18 protein-coding genes are annotated in these 19,534 nt (G+C 55.2%); 12 read left to right on the forward strand and 6 right to left on the reverse strand.

Going from position 1 to position 19,534, the window contains the following annotated elements:
- The first annotated feature begins 67 nt into the window (after window positions 1-67).
- From sapA to dtpA, 7 genes are all read left to right on the forward strand, one after another.
- A complete protein-coding gene (sapA, locus tag GEAM_RS10000; RefSeq protein ID WP_034791072.1) occupies window positions 68-1,738 on the forward strand; it encodes an ABC transporter substrate-binding protein SapA in 1,671 nt (556 codons plus the stop codon).
- Window positions 1,735-2,700, forward strand: coding sequence for a putrescine export ABC transporter permease SapB (gene sapB, locus GEAM_RS10005; protein WP_034791074.1), 966 nt, complete (start codon window positions 1,735-1,737; stop codon window positions 2,698-2,700). The genes sapA and sapB overlap by 4 nt, the downstream gene beginning before the upstream one ends.
- On the forward strand, window positions 2,687-3,577 hold the full coding sequence (sapC, locus tag GEAM_RS10010; RefSeq protein WP_034791076.1) for a putrescine export ABC transporter permease SapC: 891 nt from the start codon (window positions 2,687-2,689) through the stop codon (window positions 3,575-3,577). The genes sapB and sapC overlap by 14 nt, the downstream gene beginning before the upstream one ends.
- Entirely contained in the window at window positions 3,577-4,569 is a 993-nt protein-coding gene (gene sapD / locus GEAM_RS10015; protein WP_034791078.1) for a putrescine export ABC transporter ATP-binding protein SapD, read from the forward strand. The genes sapC and sapD overlap by 1 nt, the downstream gene beginning before the upstream one ends.
- Window positions 4,569-5,384, forward strand: coding sequence for a putrescine export ABC transporter ATP-binding protein SapF (gene sapF / locus GEAM_RS10020; protein WP_034791080.1), 816 nt, complete (start codon window positions 4,569-4,571; stop codon window positions 5,382-5,384). The genes sapD and sapF overlap by 1 nt, the downstream gene beginning before the upstream one ends.
- A 254-nt stretch (window positions 5,385-5,638) precedes the next feature.
- Entirely contained in the window at window positions 5,639-6,850 is a 1,212-nt protein-coding gene (locus GEAM_RS10025; protein ID WP_034791082.1) for a CMD domain-containing protein, read from the forward strand.
- Window positions 6,851-7,431: 581 nt separating this feature from the next.
- Complete coding sequence (gene dtpA / locus GEAM_RS10030) at window positions 7,432-8,949, forward strand: dipeptide/tripeptide permease DtpA (RefSeq protein ID WP_034791084.1); 1,518 nt, start codon at window positions 7,432-7,434, stop codon at window positions 8,947-8,949.
- Between the two features lie 67 nt (window positions 8,950-9,016).
- On the opposite strand, the gene GEAM_RS10035 is transcribed toward dtpA, so the two are convergent.
- Together GEAM_RS10035 and GEAM_RS10040 are read right to left on the reverse strand one after the other, a co-directional pair.
- Entirely contained in the window at window positions 9,017-10,003 is a 987-nt protein-coding gene (locus tag GEAM_RS10035; RefSeq protein ID WP_034791086.1) for an alpha/beta hydrolase, read from the reverse strand.
- Window positions 10,004-10,020: 17 nt separating this feature from the next.
- Complete coding sequence (locus GEAM_RS10040; protein WP_034791088.1) at window positions 10,021-10,923, reverse strand: MBL fold metallo-hydrolase; 903 nt, start codon at window positions 10,921-10,923, stop codon at window positions 10,021-10,023.
- A gap of 74 nt (window positions 10,924-10,997) precedes the next feature.
- Here GEAM_RS10040 and GEAM_RS10045 point away from each other — a divergent pair, with 74 nt between their 5' ends.
- The 5 genes from GEAM_RS10045 (at window position 10,998) to gstA (ending at window position 15,940) form a co-directional block, all read left to right on the forward strand.
- Window positions 10,998-11,945: a LysR family transcriptional regulator gene (locus GEAM_RS10045; RefSeq protein WP_034791090.1), complete on the forward strand. Its 948-nt coding sequence runs from the start codon at window positions 10,998-11,000 to the stop codon at window positions 11,943-11,945.
- 120 nt (window positions 11,946-12,065) lie between these two features.
- On the forward strand, window positions 12,066-12,329 hold the full coding sequence (locus GEAM_RS10050; protein ID WP_034791092.1) for a hypothetical protein: 264 nt from the start codon (window positions 12,066-12,068) through the stop codon (window positions 12,327-12,329).
- 215 nt (window positions 12,330-12,544) lie between these two features.
- Entirely contained in the window at window positions 12,545-14,218 is a 1,674-nt protein-coding gene (locus GEAM_RS10055) for a sensor domain-containing protein (protein WP_034791094.1), read from the forward strand.
- 112 nt (window positions 14,219-14,330) lie between these two features.
- Window positions 14,331-15,197, forward strand: coding sequence for a 4-hydroxy-tetrahydrodipicolinate synthase (gene dapA, locus GEAM_RS10060; protein ID WP_034791096.1), 867 nt, complete (start codon window positions 14,331-14,333; stop codon window positions 15,195-15,197).
- A 137-nt stretch (window positions 15,198-15,334) separates the two neighbouring features.
- Window positions 15,335-15,940, forward strand: a complete 606-nt coding sequence (gstA, locus tag GEAM_RS10065; protein ID WP_034791098.1) for a glutathione transferase GstA — start codon at window positions 15,335-15,337, stop codon at window positions 15,938-15,940.
- 87 nt (window positions 15,941-16,027) lie between these two features.
- Here the strand turns inward: gstA and pdxY are convergent, their stop codons facing one another.
- From pdxY to GEAM_RS10085, 4 genes are all read right to left on the reverse strand, one after another.
- Window positions 16,028-16,888, reverse strand: coding sequence for a pyridoxal kinase PdxY (gene pdxY / locus GEAM_RS10070; RefSeq protein ID WP_034791100.1), 861 nt, complete (start codon window positions 16,886-16,888; stop codon window positions 16,028-16,030).
- Window positions 16,889-17,003: 115 nt separating this feature from the next.
- Window positions 17,004-18,278, reverse strand: coding sequence for a tyrosine--tRNA ligase (tyrS, locus tag GEAM_RS10075; RefSeq protein ID WP_034791103.1), 1,275 nt, complete (start codon window positions 18,276-18,278; stop codon window positions 17,004-17,006).
- 152 nt (window positions 18,279-18,430) lie between these two features.
- A complete protein-coding gene (gene pdxH, locus GEAM_RS10080; protein ID WP_034791105.1) occupies window positions 18,431-19,108 on the reverse strand; it encodes a pyridoxamine 5'-phosphate oxidase in 678 nt (225 codons plus the stop codon).
- A gap of 99 nt (window positions 19,109-19,207) precedes the next feature.
- Window positions 19,208-19,516, reverse strand: a complete 309-nt coding sequence (locus GEAM_RS10085) for an MliC family protein (protein WP_034791106.1) — start codon at window positions 19,514-19,516, stop codon at window positions 19,208-19,210.
- Window positions 19,517-19,534: the final 18 nt, after the last annotated feature.

Raw genomic sequence — 19,534 nt, forward strand, 5'->3', positions numbered from 1 at the left:
CAATGGATTGGGGAGGCTGGCAGAGTACGGTACACTTAAGCCATTGCTACTTAACATTGAAGCCCTTATGCGTCGTCTAACATTGTGGATGCTATTACTGGGTGGTTTCGCGAATGCGGCGATTTCTGCCACACCGCCCGAACAGCCACCCGTCACCAGCCCGCGCCCCGTGGTGCAAAACGCCGATATCCGCCAGAGCGGTTTCGTCTATTGCGTGAATGGCATGGTGAATACTTTTAACCCGCAGAAAGCCAGCAGCGGCCTGATTATTGATACCCTTGCGGCGCAGCTGTATGACCGGCTGTTAGACGTTGACCCTTATACCTACCGGCTGATCCCGGAGTTGGCACAGAGCTGGGAAGTGCTGGATGACGGCGCGACCTATCGCTTCCACCTGCGCAAAGACGTGCCGTTCCAGACCACAGCGTGGTTCACCCCGACGCGTAAAATGAACGCGGATGACGTGGTGTTCAGCACCCAGCGCATTATCGATCCGCAGAATCACTATCACAGCGTCAACGGCGACGATTATCCCTATTTCGACAGCCTGCAATTCGCCCACGCGGTGAAAAGCGTCAAAAAGCTGGATGACTACACGGTGGAGTTCCGCCTGAACAAGCCGGACGCCTCTTTCCTGTGGCATTTAGCCACCCACTACGCGCCTATTCTGTCGGCGGAGTACGCCGATGATTTGCAGAAAAAAGGCAATGAAGAGCAGATTGACCGCCAGCCAATTGGCACCGGTCCCTTCCAGCTCAGTGAGTACCGCACTGGGCAATATGTGCGTCTAGCGCGCAATGGCGAATACTGGAAAGGCGTGCCGCGCATGGCGCAAGTGGTGATTGACATGGGCGTCGGTGGTACCGGGCGTCTGTCCAAATTGCTCACCGGCGAGTGCGACGTGCTGGCCTATCCGGCGGCCAGTCAGCTCTCTATTTTGCGCGATGACCCACGGCTGCGGCTGACCCTGCGCCCCGGCATGAACGTGGCTTATCTGGCCTTCAATACCAATAAAGCGCCGCTCAACGATCCGCGCATTCGTCAGGCGATTGCCCTGTCTATCAACAACCAGCGCCTGATGCAGTCGATCTATTACGGCACGGCCGAGACGGCGGCGTCTATCTTGCCACGCGCCTCTTGGGCCTATGACAGCAACGCCACGGTTACCGAGTACAACCCGGACAAAGCGCGGCAAATTCTCAAAGATCTCGGTCAGGAAAAACTCACCCTGCGCCTGTGGGTGCCGACCGTTTCGCAGTCTTACAACCCTAGCCCGCTGAAAACCGCCGAGCTGATCCAAGCGGATTTAGCTCAGGTGGGGATCAAAGTGATTATCGTGCCGGTCGAGGGGCGTTTTCAGGAAGCCCGGTTGATGGAGATGAACCATGATCTGACGCTGGCGGGCTGGGCGACGGACAGTAATGACCCGGACAGCTTCTTCCGCCCGATGCTGAGCTGCGCGGCAATCCGTTCGCAGACCAACTATGCTCATTGGTGTGATCCTGACTTCGACCAGCTGCTGCGCCAAGGCTTGCTGTCTCAGCAGCTTTCCCAGCGCATTGAGTATTATCAGCAGGCGCAGCACATCCTTGAAGAGCAGTTGCCGGTGCTGCCGCTGGCCTCCTCGCTGCGCCTTCAGGCTTATCGCTACGACATTAAAGGGCTGGTGCTGAGTCCGTTTGGTAACTCCTCGTTTGCCGGGGTATTCCGCGATACCGAAACCAAGGAAGCGCCATGATTATCTTCATTTTACGGCGTTTGCTGCTGCTGATGATCACCCTGTTCTTACTGAGCATGGTGGCCTTCAGCCTGAGCTATTTCACGCCGAATGCGCCACTGCGCGGAGCATCCTTATGGGACGCCTATCGCTTCTACTTCACCAGCCTGTTCCAGTTTGACTTCGGCGTCTCGAGCATTAATGGCGAGAACATCAGCAGCCAGCTGAAAGCCGTGTTCCCGGCGACCATGGAGCTGTGCGTTCTGGCATTCACGCTGGCCTTGTTGGTGGGTATTCCACTAGGGATCACCGCGGGCGTGATGCGCGGCAAATGGCCCGACGTGGCCATCAGCACGCTGGCCCTGCTCGGCTTCTCCATTCCGGTGTTCTGGCTGGCCCTGCTGCTGATGCTGTTCTTCTCGCTACAGCTCGGCTGGCTGCCAGTATCCGGGCGGCTGGATTTGCTCTATCAATTGAAAACGGTGACCGGACTGACGCTGGTTGACGCCTGGATGTCAGACTCGCCTTATCGCCATGAGATGATAGTCAGCGCCATTCGCCATATGATCCTACCTATCGCCGCGCTGGCGGTGGCACCGACCACCGAAGTGATCCGCCTGATGCGCATCAGCACCGACGACGTGCTAACCAAAAACTATGTCAAAGCCGCCGCCACTCGCGGGCTGTCGCGCTTGACCATCATTCGCCGCCACGTGCTGCACAACGCCCTGCCGCCGATTATCCCTAAGCTGGGCCTCCAGTTCTCCAGCATGCTGACGCTGGCGATGATCACCGAAATGGTCTTTAACTGGCCGGGAGTTGGCCGCTGGATGATTAACGCCATTCGCCAGCAGGATTACGCCGCCATTTCCGCCGGGGTGATGATTGTTGGCAGTCTGGTGATTGTGGTCAACGTCCTGTCCGACATCCTCGGTGCATTAACCAACCCATTGAAACATAAGGAATGGTATGCCCTTCGATAACGTATACCGTGAAAAACAGATGCCAAGCCCGTTCCGCCAGATGTGGGGGATTTTCTATCGTGACACCTTGTCGATGATTGGCTTTTATGGCGTGCTGGGTTTGCTGTTCTTATGTATTTTTGGCCACCTGCTGGCACCTTATGCCCTCGACCAACAGTTCTTGGGCTCGCAGCTGCTGCCACCTTCATGGTCGCGAAACGGCAACGTGGCCTTCTTCTTGGGCACGGACGACCTTGGCCGCGATTTGCTGAGTCGCATTTTAACCGGCGCGGCCCCGACCTTCGGCGGCGCAGTGCTGGTGACGCTCGCCGCCGCCTTCTTCGGGGTGATTATCGGCGTGCTGGCTGGCATTACCCGCGGGCTGAAGTCGGCGGTGCTTAACCATATTCTCGACACCTTACTGTCTATCCCGTCGCTGCTGCTGGCGATCATCGTGGTGGCCTTTATCGGCCCGAAACTTGAACACGCCATGCTCGCGGTCTGGATGGCGCTGTTGCCTCGCATCGCCCGTACTATCTATAGCGCGGTACACGACGAGCTGGAAAAAGAGTATGTCATCGCGGTGCGACTGGACGGCGCGTCGACTTGGCAAATCCTGCGTTACGCGGTGCTGCCAAATATCGTGGCGGTGTTAGTCACCGAGTTTACCCGCGCGCTGTCGATGGCGGTGCTGGACATCGCGGCGCTGGGCTTCCTTGATTTAGGCGCGCAACTGCCGTCGCCGGAATGGGGAGCCATGCTCGGGGATTCGCTCGAACTGGTCTATGTTGCTCCTTGGTCGGTGATGCTGCCGGGCGCGGCGATTTTGGTCAGCGTGTTGCTGATAAACCTGCTGGGTGACGGTATGCGTCGGGCAATTAATGCGGGAGTGGAATAATGCCGTTACTCGATATCCGCAATCTGACCATTGAATTTATGACCTCCGACGGCCCGGTAAAAGCCGTCGACCGAGTGAGCATGACGCTCAACGCCGGCGAAATTCGCGGGCTGGTGGGCGAGTCTGGCTCAGGCAAGAGCCTGATAGCCAAAGCTATTTGCGGCGTCACCAAAGACAACTGGCGGGTTACCGCCGACCGTATGCGTTTCGACGACATTGACCTGTTGCACCTGTCGCCGCGCGAACGCCGCCGCCTGATTGGTCAGAACATTTCGATGATTTTCCAAGAGCCGCAGTCCTGTCTCGACCCGTCCGAAAGCATCGGCAAGCAGCTGATGCAGGCGATCCCCGGATGGACTTACAAAGGCCACTGGTATCAGCGTTTCGGCTGGCGCAAGCGCCGCGCCATTGAGCTGCTGCACCGCGTCGGGATTAAAGATCACAAAGACATCATGGCGAGCTTCCCCTATGAGCTGACCGAGGGTGAATGCCAGAAAGTGATGATTGCCATCGCGCTGGCCAATCAGCCACGGCTGCTGATTGCCGACGAACCGACCAATGCCATGGAGCCGACCACGCAGGCGCAGATTTTCCGCCTGCTTTCGCGGCTCAACCAGAACAACAACACCACCATTTTGCTTATCAGCCACGACCTGCAAATGATGAGCAAGTGGGCCAATCGGGTTAACGTGTTGTATTGCGGGCAAACGGTGGAAAGCGCCATTTGTGAAGACCTGCTGGTGGCGCCGCATCACCCTTATACCCAAGCCTTAATCCGCGCCATGCCGGACTTTGGCCGCTCGCTGCCGCACAAAAGCCGCCTAAACACCCTGCCCGGCGCCATTCCCTCGCTGGAGCATCTGCCGGTGGGTTGCCGTTTGGGGCCGCGCTGCCCTTATGCACAAAAGAAATGTATTGAGACACCGCGTCTGCGAGTGGTTAAGACTCACGCCTTCGCCTGCCACTTCCCGCTCAACATGGAGGAGCAATGATGGTTGAGACCCTGCTTGAAGTTCGCAATCTGAGCAAAACCTTCCGTTATCGCACCGGACTGTTCCGCAAAATGGACCTTGATGCCGTGAAACCGGTGAGTTTCACCCTGCGCGAGCGCCAAACGCTGGCGATCATTGGTGAAAACGGTTCCGGCAAGTCGACGCTGGCCAAAATGCTCTCGGGGATGATAGAACCGACGGGCGGCGAGATCCTGATTGATGACCAGCCGCTGAACTACGGCGATTACCGTTTCCGCAGTCAGCAAATCCGCATGATTTTTCAGGACCCGAGCACCTCGCTCAACCCGCGCCAGCGTATCGGCCAACTGCTGGAAGCCCCGCTGCGCCTAAACGGCGAGCTGGACGGCCCGCAGCGCGAGCAGCGCATCAACCAGACTTTACGTCTGGTGGGCATGCTGCCGGACCACGCTTATTATTATCCGCACATGCTGGCCTCCGGGCAGAAGCAGCGCGTGGCGCTGGCCCGCGCGCTTATCTTGCAGCCAAAGGTGATTATCGCCGATGAAGCCTTGGCCTCGCTGGACATGTCGATGCGTTCGCAAATCATCAATATGATGCTTGAGTTGCAAGAGAAGCAGGGTATCTCCTACATCTATGTGACTCAGCATCTGGGCATGATGAAGCACATCAGCGATCAGGTGATTGTGATGCACGGCGGTGAAGTGGTGGAGCGCGGAAATACCGCCGAAGTGCTCGCCGCGCCGCTGCATGACCTGACCAAACGGTTAATTTCCAGCCATTTCGGTGAAGCATTAAGCGCTGACGCATGGCGACGCGATGGTGGGAAAAGCTAAAGTAAACTTCATATCCAGTGAAATTAAGCAAAAATTTGCGTTAGTGCGCAGCGAATAAGAGCCGGCGGTAAATTTTTTACTGGCCGGTTTTTTTATTCTCTGCCAGTAGAAAGCCCCGCCTTATGGCTTTCTGTCGCGATTCCTTAGCTTTCTATTCTTTTTAGCTATTATTTATCGCTTAACATTATTTTATATGGCAACGCGTATCAGCAAGGATAGGGTCTGAAATTTTGCCTCATGCAAAGGACCCGATCATGGAACAACAGCGCCGAGCCGTTCATAACGGCTGGTATCACGAAACACAATCCAGTCAGCATGGTCATTTGCCGCATGACCCGCACGCTGCTCTTGTGCAAGATCGTTTTCTTCTTGGGCTAGATGCCCAACTCGACCCAACATTACGTCGTCTTTTTGCCGAACACTCCGGCTTGCTGGAAGGCTCGCGCGCGGCCTATGACGCGCTATTCCCGGAAAAAGTGGTTTTATCGCGCACTGAAACGCTGTCTCTCTACGACCGTTTAAGCAGCGCGCTGACCGTCGCTCAGGTGACCGGGGTGCAGCCACTTTGTAGCCATTACGCTGCTCGCCTCGCCCCCCTCTCCAGCCCAGACGCCTCCCGTGAAAGTAATATCCGCCAAACCCACATTACCCAGTTCGCCCGCCTGTTGGCGACCCACCCGACGCTTATCACGCCGCCGATGCTCACCCAACTGACCGAAGTCGGCCTGAGCACCAAGGATATCGTCACCTTTACCCAGCTGATCGGATTTGTTAGCTATCAGGCGCGGGTACTGGCGGTGTTGGGTGCCCTGCGCGGGCGCGTGGCTGCCGTGCTTCCCGGTTTCCCGGCGCCTGAAAACTGCGCGCAAAACGGTTTCTCACTGACCCTGCGCCAGTGGCAATCTCGTCTGCCAGAAGTAGATTTGGAGAAAGCCAATAAGTACCAGTTGGACGTGCTGGACCTGATCGCGCCAGACGCGCGCTCATCCTCCTTCTACCGGCTGTTAGTGCAGGATGCGCCCTGTCTTAGCGAATTCTCCGCCGTGTTTAACCACGTGATGCACGCCCGCGAGCAGCAAAAAGCCACCTGGCGCGAGCTGGCGGCGGTGACCACTTCACGGCTCAATGGCTGCCTGCACTGTGCCAGCATCCACGGCCGCTTCTATCTGGAAGCCGGTGGCGAAAAAGGTCTTATCGAGTCACTGTTTGATGAAGAGTGCGATGTCAGCAAACCCGGTGCTTTAGCCGCCAAAGCGCCTGTAGACGCCTCGCCGGAGCAAATTCTGTTGCACACCACCGCGTCGCTGACTCGCACCCCGGAACGCTTTAATGTTGAAGCCTTGCAGGCGCTTTCTGACGCAGGCTACAGCGCGGCGCACTCTCTGGATATTCTGCTGACCAGCGCCCTTTTCGCTTGGTCAAATCGCCTGATCCAGACGCTAGGCGACACCACCGAGCAAGGTTAAGACGCCTTTTTACCCCGCGCTATTTTCAAAGCTATCGGCAGAGTTTTAACCTGCCGGTAGCTTTTTTGTTACAGCCTTTTCCCTTCATAACCGCTATTAGTCGTATTAATCTTATTTCCTAGCGAAAATTTAGTGTTAAAAAGTGAAGTAGATCACACTACAATCGCCGCCGTCTTTGTAAAGACTCTCCCTGCACATCCTCATAAATACAATAAACTAGCTAAAAAACCTTACGCGGCGTTTATGCACGGTTTATTCATTGAAAATCAAACACATTCACTATCAAAACTAATCAACCCCATATATTAGGTGGATAATTTATTAGTTTGTTATTTGAACGATAGAATCATTTGCTGCACGACAAAAACATAATTTTTAATTCTGCATAACATTTCGAACACAGTTTCATCAGCATGGCCGAGTTATATGTAACAGAAGATGTCAAACTCCTTGCCTCGTTTACGAAGATAGGGAACATTACCCGCCGTCATCCCATCTTATAACAATGCAAAGGGTGCTTATTTCGCGCCACTTATGTGTCTCCTGTCGTTCAGGGCAGGGAGTGATAAACCGAGGTTCTAGTGTCAACAGCAAACAAAAACACATCCAAAGAAGAAAGCGTCAGTTTGAACGCTTTCAAACAACCTAAAGCGTTCTACCTGATCTTCTCTATCGAGTTGTGGGAGCGTTTTGGTTACTACGGCCTGCAAGGGATCATGGCCGTCTATCTGGTCAAAATGCTTGGCCTCAGCGAAGCGGACTCCATTACCCTCTTCTCTTCCTTCAGCGCGCTGGTCTACGGTTTCGTGGCTATCGGTGGCTGGTTAGGGGATAAAGTTCTCGGCTCGAAACGTGTGATTGTTCTCGGTGCTATCGTTCTGGCGCTTGGCTACTCATTCGTTGCCTATTCTGGCCACGACATCTTCTGGGTCTACTTAGGTATGGCGACTATCGCCGTCGGTAGCGGCCTGTTTAAAGCAAACCCATCCTCATTGCTTTCAACCTGCTACGAAAAAGATGACCCGCGTCTTGATGGCGCATTCACCATGTATTACATGTCGGTGAACATCGGCTCCTTCTTCTCTATGCTGGCGACGCCTTGGTTGGCGGCGACTTACGGCTGGAGCGTCGCGTTCTCCCTGAGCGTGGTGGGTATGCTGATCACCCTGCTGAACTTCATGTTCTGCCGCAAATGGGTTAAGCGCCAAGGTTCTAAGCCTGACTTCCAACCGCTGCAATTCAAAAAATTGCTGATGGTGCTGGTTGGCGTGGCGGTGCTGGTGTTTATCTCCAGCTGGTTGCTGCATAACCAAACTATTGCCCGTCTGGTGCTGGCAGTGGTGTCTGTGGGTATCATTATTGTCTTCGCCAAAGAGACATTTGGTATGCAAGGCATTGCCCGTCGCAAGATGATTGTCGCGTTCATTCTGATGTTAGAAGCCATTGTGTTCTTCGTGCTCTACAGCCAGATGCCGACCTCTCTGAACTTCTTCGCTATCCATAACGTCAATCACGACCTGCTGGGCATTAACTTCCAGCCGGAGCAGTTCCAGGCGCTGAACCCGTTCTGGATCATGGTGGCTAGCCCGATTCTGGCGGCGATTTACACCAAAGTCGGCGACAAAATGCCAATGCCGCACAAGTTTGCGATTGGTATGGTGCTGTGTTCTTGTGCATTCTTGGTTCTGCCTTGGGGCGCAACCATGGCGAGCGAGCAAGGCATCGTCTCTGTTAACTGGCTGGTGCTGAGCTACGCGCTGCAAAGTATTGGCGAATTGATGATTTCCGGTCTGGGTCTGGCGATGGTGGCACAGCTGGTTCCACAGCGCCTGATGGGCTTCATCATGGGTGCGTGGTTCCTGACTACCGCGGCGGCGGCGATCATAGCTGGTTACGTTGCGGGTCTGACTGCGGTTCCTGCCACTGACATCACGGACAGCCACGCTTCACTGGCGATTTACAGCCACGTGTTTATGCAAATCGGTATTGCTACTGGCGTGATTGCACTGCTGATGCTGCTAACAGCGTCTAAACTGCATCGCATGACGCTCGATCGCGAAGATGACAATAAAGAGCACGAGCTGGCTGCTGCCCGCTAATCACGTACTCTCTATCCAGATGGTTGACGAACGCCTCCGCAAGGAGGCGTTTTTTATTGCCTGAACCTCAGTTCACATAGAAATCCGCCACCGCGCGGAACACCTGCCAGCGATTTTTCTCCATCAGCATCATGTGCGTCGCCTCGCCGATTTCCACCCAGCGCCTTTCCGGCGACGAGGTGAATGAGGTGAAGTAAGGCGTCATCAACTTCAGCGGCACGTCGGCATCCCACTCTCCGTGGACCAGCAGCACCGGCCGCGTAATGTCCTGCGGGCGATAAAACGGCCGATTGGCTCCCCAGTAGTCGCGCACATCCTGAATGGTGCCGTTGACCGCGCGCAGCGTCGGTGGCTGGGTCTGCTGGCTTTGTGGCTCTTCGGCCAGCGAGGCCGCCGCCCACGCCTCAAACCAGCCGTCTGGGATCAGGTCATGGCGATGCGCCTCGGGTGCGGCGTTAACCCAGCGCGGCCTGCTCTCTCCCACCGCCACTCGGCGATAAGCTCCCAGTTGCCCGCCTTCGTCCAGCCGCGAACCTCCTTCATTTACCCACTGCGGTGCCAGCACCACCAGCCGATTCACTTTTTCATTATTCTGGCTGGTATAGGCCGCCGCCACGCTGCCGCCCCACGACATGCCAAACACCTGCACGCGCTCCAGCCCGAGTTTTTGCCGCACCCAGTCCACCGCGCTACCCAAGTCACGCACGCCAGTTTCAGTGCCAAACAGCGGCGGGTTGTCGAGCGGCGGCGCGTCCATTTCGGCCGGGCGAGTTGAATGGCCGTAGCCGCGCACGTCGACGGCGTAGACATTCAGACCGCGCAGCGCCAGCGCGTCCATAAAGGAGACGCCGTCGAGCCTGACGTCATACAAACTGCCCGAGGAGTAAGTCGCGCCGTGCACCATCACCAGCGTGTTGTCGGCAGTAAAAGCATTTGTCGACGGTAAATATTTGTGGCGCAGGTGCAGACTGATCCCCGGCGTGTCGCTATTAATCATCAGGGATTCGCTGTGGATCTCATCCACCCGCGCCTGATTGTGATCTTGTGATTTCATCTGGTTATTCTCAATGATTAGGCTTGAAGAAAGGTCCACTGGAAGTCATTCCCCCGCTGGGTAACGCGCCCCACAGAGCTGTCGGCGAAGTGGGTTGAAAACCAGGTCACCCGCTTATCCGCCGCGTGGTGCAGCGCCCACAGGCGCGAGGCCCGCGCAATGCCTTCGAAGTCGCAATACATTGAATTCAGCTCCGGGTAGTAAACCTGTAGCGGATGGTGCAGCAGGTCCCCGGCGAAAAATGCCTCTTCCCCCTGTGACTCAATGCTAATCGACATATGGTCAATGCTGTGGCCCGGCGTTGGCGTAAAGCGGATGCCCTCCAGCACTTCTCCACCGCCCGCAGGTACCAGTTGGAACTGCCCGGCGTCGATGATTGGCTGCACGCTGTCGGCAAATACCTGACGATTGCCCACCACCGCCGGGTTATCGCTTTCGCTATCGCCATAGAACTGGGCCTCGGTTTGCGAGAAGAAATAGGTGGCGTTGGGGAATGTCGGCTGCCACTTGCCGTCCAGCAGTCGGGTGTTCCAGCCCACGTGGTCAACGTGCAGATGGGTCAGCAGCACATAATCGACCGACTCCGGCGCGACGCCCGCGCGCTCTAGCTGGGCAAGAAAGTCGGTCTGCAGACGGTGGAAAATCGGTTTATTTGGTCGCTCTTTATCATTGCCCGACGCGGTATCCACCAGCAGGGTGAAGTGAGGCGACTGCACCAGCCATGCGTGGGTGCTCTGGATCAGCTTGCCGCTGGCGAAGTCGAAGTTTTGCGGGCTGAGCCAGTGGCGGTGCTGCTCTAAGGCTTCGGGCTGCCAATCGCCCACGAACAACACCTCGGGAGCCGTGCCGGTCAGGGTTAACTCATCAAGGCGGGTTATGGTTAAATCGCCGACGTGAAACACATTATTTGTACGTTTCATTGCATACCTTCACTTGTGGAGTCAGTAAAAGCATCGTATAAACAGTAGAACCATTACTCAAATCGATACCAAGCATGAAGACTATCGACCATTTCAATTTACGTAATTTTGACCTGAATCTGCTGATTGCTTTCGACGCGATGATGGAGGAGCTGAACGTCACCCGCGCCGCCGCCCGGCTGAAGATCCAGCAACCGGCGATGAGCCATGCTTTGAAAACCCTGCGCATGCTGTTTGACGACGAGCTGTTTGTGCGCGTGGGGCAAGTGATGAAACCGACCTCGCGGGCGATAAGCCTCGCCAGCCGAGTGCGCTCGGTGCTGCAAAAGGCCGAAGACGCCCTCTCCTTCAGTGAACAGTTCTCGCCGCTGACCGAGCAGCGCACCTTCCGGCTGGGCTTCTCCAGTGAGCTGGAAGTGCATCTGCTGCCGGAGCTGATGACTCATCTGCGCAAGGTCGCACCCGGCGTGCGGGTTATCGCCAGCTATGCCGGGCGGCAGAATCTGCACGGCCTGCTGGAGCGCGGGGAGATAGATTTGGCACTCGGCTGCTTTGGCGAGCAGGGGCAGTGGCATCGCAGTGAAGTGCTGTTCGCCGAGCAGTTGGCCTGCTGCTTCAACCCAGCGCTGATGCCCTTCAGCACGCCTTTGTCGCAGGACGATTATCTCAACCAGCCTCACGCGCTGATGTCATTTTCGGGCAATTTGATGGGCTGCGTGGAGAATGCCTTTAACCGCGCCGGGGCGACGCTGAACGCGGTATTTTCGGCACAAAATTTCTTGGCTCTGCTCTCTTTCGCACAGAATTCGCCGGTGCTGGTGACCCTGCCGAATCGCATTGCGCGCCGCTACTGCGCCATGTTCGGACTGGTCTATTGTGAAGTGCCGCTACAGCTTGAAGTCTTCCCTAATTCGATTGTCTGGCCGGTGAATGCCGAGAACGATCCGGCGCTAGAGTGGTTAAGAGAGCAAATAAGGGCCGTTAATCAACGAATTGAATCCGCTGACGTCATGTTACATTAATGCGATAATGAGACGTTTCTATCTGCGCTCGACCCAGCAATAATTAACCAAAGTCTGTAGTAATGTCATGTCGGATGCAGCGTTGCATCTTTTCTCCCAACGAATACCAGGAAAGCAGTGATGGAAAAAAATAAGGTCCTGGATGAAGGGCGGCAGTTAAAACGACTTAATGCGGAAATTCGCCGCCAATCGCACATGCATAAATGGTTTGCCATGGTGGCGGCATTGGATTGCGTATTAGTCATTTTCTATGACCAAGATATGCGCAATATCATCTTCTCCGCTGGGGTTTGTATTGTCTGTACTTATTTATGGCTGAAAGGCCGCCGCCAGTCGCGCAAATATCGCCGCGAGTGGGATGAGAAGTATGGCCCGAAGCCATAACGCTTAAGCGGCTGTTATATCGCCATATATTATCTGGCACACCCGACTTAAGTCGCGATAACTGATTGAAATAGCAAATTTAAAAACAACCGTAATCTTCCTACAGCAATGTAGGCAATAATCAGAATTCTTAACGATTTTTAAGGTCACTCTTATTTCGCGTTGGTCTTATTAAACGCCACGATCTCTTCATTTTCCGTCAGGGTTTTTAACTCATGTTTACTGATATTGCGATATGCCAGGCAGTTCTCGACGCGCTTACTGAAGCCACCGTCTTGAAAGATGATCAGCGCAAATTGGTCTTTCTTAATCAGAAAGCCTGTGAGTTATTTGGCCGGCGGCGTGAAGATCTTATTGGCCGCGACGTCTCCTTCTTCACCGAAGAAAACCAGTCGGCGCGCCAGCGAGAGAGAGATATTGAAGTGCTGACCAGCGGCATTAAAAACGTCAGCGAAGAGATGTTGATTGATGCCAATGGCAAGATTCGCAATGTTCTCGTGCGCAAATCCCGCGTGACGCTGGAAAGCCGCCACTATATTTTGACCTCCATTATGGATATTTCATTGCAGCGCAGCTCCGAGGCGCAGATTCGCTATTTGGCGCGCCACGACGTGCTCACCGGCCTGCCAAACCGCACCGCGCTCAATGAAGACCTCAGCCAGATCGCCGCCCAGCGGATGTACCGTCCCGAGCCCTACGCCTTGTTTCTGCTCAATCTGAATGAATTTAACTATATCAATGACACCTACGGCTACCAGGCTGGCGACGCCATCCTGTGCGAATTCGGCCAACGGCTGCGCAATGAGATTGGCAGCAGCGGTACGGTGTCGCGCATTGGTGGCGATGAGTTCGCGATTATTCTGCGCAACAGTCCGACGCAGGAACAGGCTAATAATCTGGCGTTAGAAATTCTGGTGATGATGCGCCAGCCTTTTAGCCTGACGCGGGCCAATCCGATGGTGACGCTCTCGCTGGGTATTGTGATGTTCGGTGCGGAAAATATTACGGCCGGTGAAATCATGCGCCGGGGCAATACTGCCCTGCTGGAAGCCAAGCAGCGCGGCAAAAATATGTTCTCGTTTTATTCCGAATTGCTGGATGCCAGCAGCGTGAGTAAGCGAATTATGGTGAAAGCGCTGGCGGAATCCCTCTCCCGCCAAGGGGATTTGACCTGCGTCTATCAGCCGATTTTGCGCAGTTCCGATGAGAAAGTGGTGTGCGTCGAAGCCCTCGCCCGCTGGAATCACGGCGTGCTGGGGGCAGTTTCTCCGGTACAGTTTATCGCGCTGGCGGAAGAAACCGGCTTGGTTATCCAACTGGGTGAAATCATTCTGCGTCAAGCCTGTCAGGATATTCTCGGCCTTGAAGAACTGAATCTGGCGATTAACGTCTCTGCCGTGCAACTGGGCGAAAGCAACTTTGCCGACCGAATTCTGACCCTGCTCGAAGAAGAGGGTTTCCCGGCTAATCGCCTTGAGCTGGAACTGACCGAAACCTCGGTGATGAATGCCAACTGCACCAGCCTGACCCATCTGGTTGAGCTGCGCAAAGCCGGGGTGAAAATCTCTCTCGACGACTTCGGCACCGGCTATTCCAGCCTCAGCCTGCTGAAGGATATTTCGGTAGATAGCGTGAAAATCGACCGTTCTTTTGTTCAGTACGTCACAGAAGTGAATGATACAGCGGCCATCGTTTCAGCGGTTTCCCAATTGGGTAATAAGATGAAATTAAACGTGATTGCCGAAGGCGTGGAAAATCAGCTGCAAAAAACTTTCTTAATATCAGCGGGATGTTCGCATCTTCAGGGCTATTTGTTCTCTCGCCCGGTGCCAATCGAAGTATTGCGCACCTTGCTGGATAGCTCACTAAATATGCAAAACGAAGCCTGATATTAGCCTGACAAATAACTCAAAACCCGCGATAAATTCTTTCAATTGGCGTTGCCCCCCGATCTCCTGACATGATCGCGGGTAATAATCACGCCGTCGAAGGAAGTAAATCATGCCATCTTTTTCAGGTATTTGGGTTCCGCTAGTCACACCATTCCATCAGGGAGAGATTGATTTCCCGGCTCTGCGCAAGCTTTGTGTTCATTTGCTGAAACAGGGGGTGGACGGCGTTGTGGTATGTGGCACGACCGGCGAATCCCCGATGCTGACCAAAGATGAGCAGCTGCAAGTCCTCGATACCGTGCTAGAAATTGTGCCGGGTTCTCAAGTGATGATGGGCCTGTCGGGCACTCACCTGCCGACCGTCAGAGCCATGCAGGATGCCATTCAGCAGCGCCCTATTGCTGGGGTCTTGCTGCCCGCCCCGTACTATATCCGCCCGTCACAGGCCGCCCTCAGCGCTTGGTTTACCGAGCTGGCTAACCACTCCAGCGTGCCTATCGTGCTGTACAACGTGCCTTACCGCACCGGAATTCACCTTGAACTGGCGACCCTGCGCGAACTGGCTGCTCACCCACGCATTGTGGCAGTAAAAGACTGCGGCGGAAGCTGGGATCTGACGCTGTCACTGATTGCCGACGGCCAGCTGGACGTGCTGTGTGGCGAAGACGCGCAGATCCTCGCCACCCTTAGCCACGGCGGCACCGGGGCGATTGCCGCCTCTTCACATCTTTATACCGATGAGTTCGTGCGTTTAGTGAAAGAGGTGAAATCTTCCGATTTGGCTGCCGCACGCCAAACCTTCTTCAAGCTACTGCCGATGATCCGTTTGATGTTCAGCGCCCCTAACCCGGCAGCGATAAAATACGCGCTCTCCCTCTCCGGGATGATGCACAACGAGCTTCGCGCCCCGCTGCTGCCCGCGCCGGAGAGCGTCGAACGCGCAGTCCGTGACCACTTGAATCAGCATTCTCGCTAACATCACGATTCTGTCACTGACATTTGTCAGCGGTAGATCTAGGATAGCGGCAGCTTTATTTTTCCCGCGGCGCTGAGGCTTATTTCAGCTCAGGTCGCGGGTCTGCACGCTACTCAAGGTAACCTCACGGAGTCACTATGAAACTTTATTACAAACCCGGCGCTTGTTCCCTTTCTCCGCATATCGTTCTGCGCGAAGCCGGTCTGGATTTCAGTATCGTCAAAGTCGATTTGGCGACCAAGAAAACCGAACACGGCGATGACTTTTTTGCCGTTAACCCTAAAGGCCAGATCCCGACTCTCGAACTGAACGACGGCACATTGCTGACCGAAGGCGTGGCTATCGTGCAGTATCTGGCTGACCAGAAGCCAGACCGCAACCTGCTGCCAGAGTTTGGCACTCTTGCGCGCTACCACGCGCTAGAGTGGCTGAACTACATCGCGACCGAGCTGCATAAAGGCTTCAGCCCGCTGTTCAACCCTAAGACGCCGGATGACTTCAAAGCCGTGACCCGCGAAGCGCTGATGAAGAAATTCGCCTACGTCAACGAAGAGCTGCAAGGCCAGCAATTCCTGCTGGGCGCGCGCTTTAGCGTGGCCGACGCTTACCTGTTCACCGTCATGGGCTGGGCCAAAGCCCTGAAGTTTGATTTGAGCGCCTTCACCGACTTGAACAGCTATCTGGATCGCGTTGCTGCGCGTCCGGCGGTAGATGCCGCGCTGACTGCCGAAGGCCTGAAGTAAGAGGTTTGGCCCTAAGCTTAAGGCAATAAAAAGCCCCGCACAGTCTGCACTGGCGGGGCTTTTTTATATTCTAAATGCAGCGGAAATTTACAGCTTTACCGCCGCGAAATGGTGCTCTGGCGTGACCATCTTGTCTTGCGCTGCGACCACCTGAAGCTCATATTCGCCCATCGCGTGGGTCGCCAACATCACTTCATAGACTGCCGCAGTGACGTGCTCCAAGGCTTTATCCAGAGCTTCGCCTTTTAGCAAGTTCACCAGCAGCAGGCCGCTGGTCAAGTCGCCGACGCCAACCGGCTGGCGCACGCCGAAATCCACCAGAGGGCGGTCGATGTGCCAAGCTTCTTCGGCGGTCACCAGCAGCATTTCGAAACGGTCGGTGTGATAGCCCGCGCGGCTCAGATGCTTAACCAGCACGATTTTCGGTCCTTTGGCAATCAGCTCGCGCGCCGAGGCAACGGCCTCTTCGACGTTTTGCACCGAGTGACCACTCAACAACTCCAGCTCAAGCAGGTTTGGCGCGATAATATCGCAGTTCAACAGCGCCTGATTGCAGTGGAACTCCGCCACGCCCGGCGCCACGATACAGCCTTTCTCCGGGTGACCCATCACCGGGTCGCAGAAATACCATGCGTTCGGATTGGCCTCTTTTACCTGACGGACAATCTGCAAAATGCTCTGGCCCTGCTCCGGCGAACCGATGTAGCCACTGAGCACCGCGTCGCAATCCTTCAGACGATCGATATCGGCAATTCCCTGAGCAATTTCAGTCAGATGGCTGGCAGGCATCACGCAGCCAGTCCATTTACCATATTGCGTATGGTTGGAGAATTGCACCGTGTTGAGAGGCCAAACGTTTGCGCCCATGCGGCGCATTGGGAATTCTGCTGCACTGTTTCCGGCGTGTCCAAAAACGGTATGCGACTGGATAGAAAGGATATTTTTCATTTGGAATGTCCGATAGCAACGTCATCGGTGGATGGCGCATATAAAGATGATGAAACACTGCCTTTGGCGGAATAGATAAAGGGGCCCAAAAGCCCCTTTTCTTACTGCTGCTCTCTTAGTTCCAGATAAGCAGGCTGTAGTTCTTTTTACCACGACGCATCAGGGCATAGCGGCCAAACAGACGGTCGCTGTCGCTGAAGCGGAACTCAGGATCGGTCTGCTTTTCGCCGTTCAGGGTGATAGCGTTAGAGGAGATCATGGTGCGAGCCTGACCGCGAGACGGCGCCAAACCACCGGCGACCAGCGCCTGTTGCAGGTCAGCGTCCGCTTCCAGATTCACTACCGGCATCCCGTCTTGCTCCAACTGAGCCAGGTCAGCCTCGGTCATGTCGTTCAGCGCGCCAGAGAACAGGCTTTCGGTGATACGGCGAGCCGCCGCCAAACCTTCTTCGCCGTGAACCATGCCGGTCACTTGCTCTGCCAACACGTACTGGGCGCGTGGCGCTTTGCCGCTGGCCTTGTCTTCTTCTTCCAGCGCATTGATCTCTTCAAGGCTCAGGAAGGTGAAGAATTTCAGGAAGCGATAAACGTCGGCATCCGCGGTGTTGATCCAGAATTGGTAGAATTTGTACGGGCTGGTTTTCTTCGGATCCAGCCACACTGCGCCACCTTCGGTTTTACCGAATTTGGTGCCGTCAGACTTGGTGATCAATGGAACGGTCAGGCCGAATGCTTGTTGCTGATGCAGACGACGGGTCAGGTCGATACCTGACGTGATGTTGCCCCACTGGTCGGAACCGCCGATTTGCAGAACAACTTTATGGCGGTTGTACAGCTCAGCAAAGTCATAACCCTGAAGCAGGTTGTAAGAGAACTCGGTGAAGGAGATGCCGCTGTCGTCACGGTTCAAACGCTGCTTAACCGCTTCTTTGTTGATCATCTGGTTAACGGAGAAGTGTTTACCGATGTCACGCAGGAAGGTCAGCACGTTCATGCCGCCAAACCAGTCGTAGTTGTTGGCAGTGATCGCGCTGTTGTCGCCACAGTTGAAATCAAGGAAAGGCGACACTTGCTGGCGGATTTTCTCTACCCACTCGTTAACCGTTTCGTTGGTATTGAGCTTACGCTCGGTGGCTTTAAAGCTTGGGTCACCAATCAAACCGGTGGCTCCGCCGACCAGCGCAACGGGCTTATGGCCGTCTAACTGGAAGCGCTTCAGGCAAAGCAAAGGCACCAGATGACCCAAATGCAAGCTGTCTGCGGTAGGATCGAAACCGCAATAGAGTGCAATTGGCCCTTGCGCCAGTCGCTCTGCTAACGCTTGTTCGTCCGTCACCTGGGCAATGAGGCCCCGCTCTTGCAGTTGTTTAATCAAGTTGCTGCTTGCCATCAAAAACTCCATTAATTTTGTGCATCACGTCGATGCAACATCACGCCTGACATCATGCTGCGCATGTGCCCGTTCTCTCGCCTTTACAGGGGAATGGCATAGAATAAAGCGCCCGCGACGCGAGCGCTAGGATTTAGCATTTTTTTTCGTGGTTATGGCGCGAGGCGGTCTATTTTCCAACCAGTTGCTGGCTGACCGGCGGTTGAAACAGTTTCACGCTGGTAGATAAAGCGGTCATGCAGGCGATGCTCGCCGCCCTGCCAGAACTCCATCGAGTCCACGCTGACCCGGAAACCGCCCCAGAAGCTCGGCAATGGCACTTCGCCCTGACTGAACTTCTGCTTCAATTCGAGGAATTTGCTTTCCAGCACGCCACGGGCCGAAATGCGGGTCGACTGCTGCGACACCCAAGCACCGATTTGACTGTCTTTCGGGCGGCTGGCGAAATATTTCATCACTTCCAGCGTTGATAAACGCTCGGCGCGGCCAATCACCGCCACCTGACGGTCCAGCATATGCCAAGGGAACAGCAAGCTGATGTGGCTATTGTTGGCTAACTGCTGGGCCTTGCGACTGCCGAGGTTGGTGTAGAACACCAGCCCTTTTTCATCGTAATGCTTGAGCAACACGATGCGCTGATACGGCTGGCCGTTCTCGTCAACCGTCGCCACGACCATCGCCGTAGGGTCGGCGAGCTTGGCTTCGCAAGCCTGCTTCAGCCAGTGTTCAAACAGCGGCAGAGGCTCGGCCGGTAAATCGCCACGACGCAGCCCGCCACGGGTGTATTCACGCCGCGAGGCTGACACATCAAATTCATTATTATCAGTCATATGAAGTTCTGTACGCGAGAAAGTGTGGTGGGGCTATTCTGCGCCTGACGCGTTGGGATCTCAATCACCCAACGCGCCAGTTAGGAGGCAAAGTGAAGATTATTTTTGTACGCAGTCGTTAAGGATGATGTCATCGCCGCGCTGCACAAAGGCCTGCGGCCCTTTCGACCAGAAGGTGTAATTGCCGTCGCTGTAACGCGTGCCGGAGGCGGCGGCAACCTGTTTCAGTTTCAGCTGATTGCCGTCGAGCAGGAAATCAACCTGCTGCGCCGGTTTGTCCAGCGTGACGGTCAGCGGCGTGGTGCCGCACTGGTAGTGCAGTTGCTCGGTGGTGGCTTCCTGCTGATGGTGAAACTGGCTACAACCAGCCAAGGTTAACGTCGCCAAAGCGAAAATCGCCTTTTTCATCCTGATGTTCCTCATGAG

The organism is Ewingella americana ATCC 33852 (assembly GCF_000735345.1).
In the GTDB taxonomy this organism is placed as follows: Bacteria; Pseudomonadota; Gammaproteobacteria; order Enterobacterales; family Enterobacteriaceae; genus Ewingella; species Ewingella americana.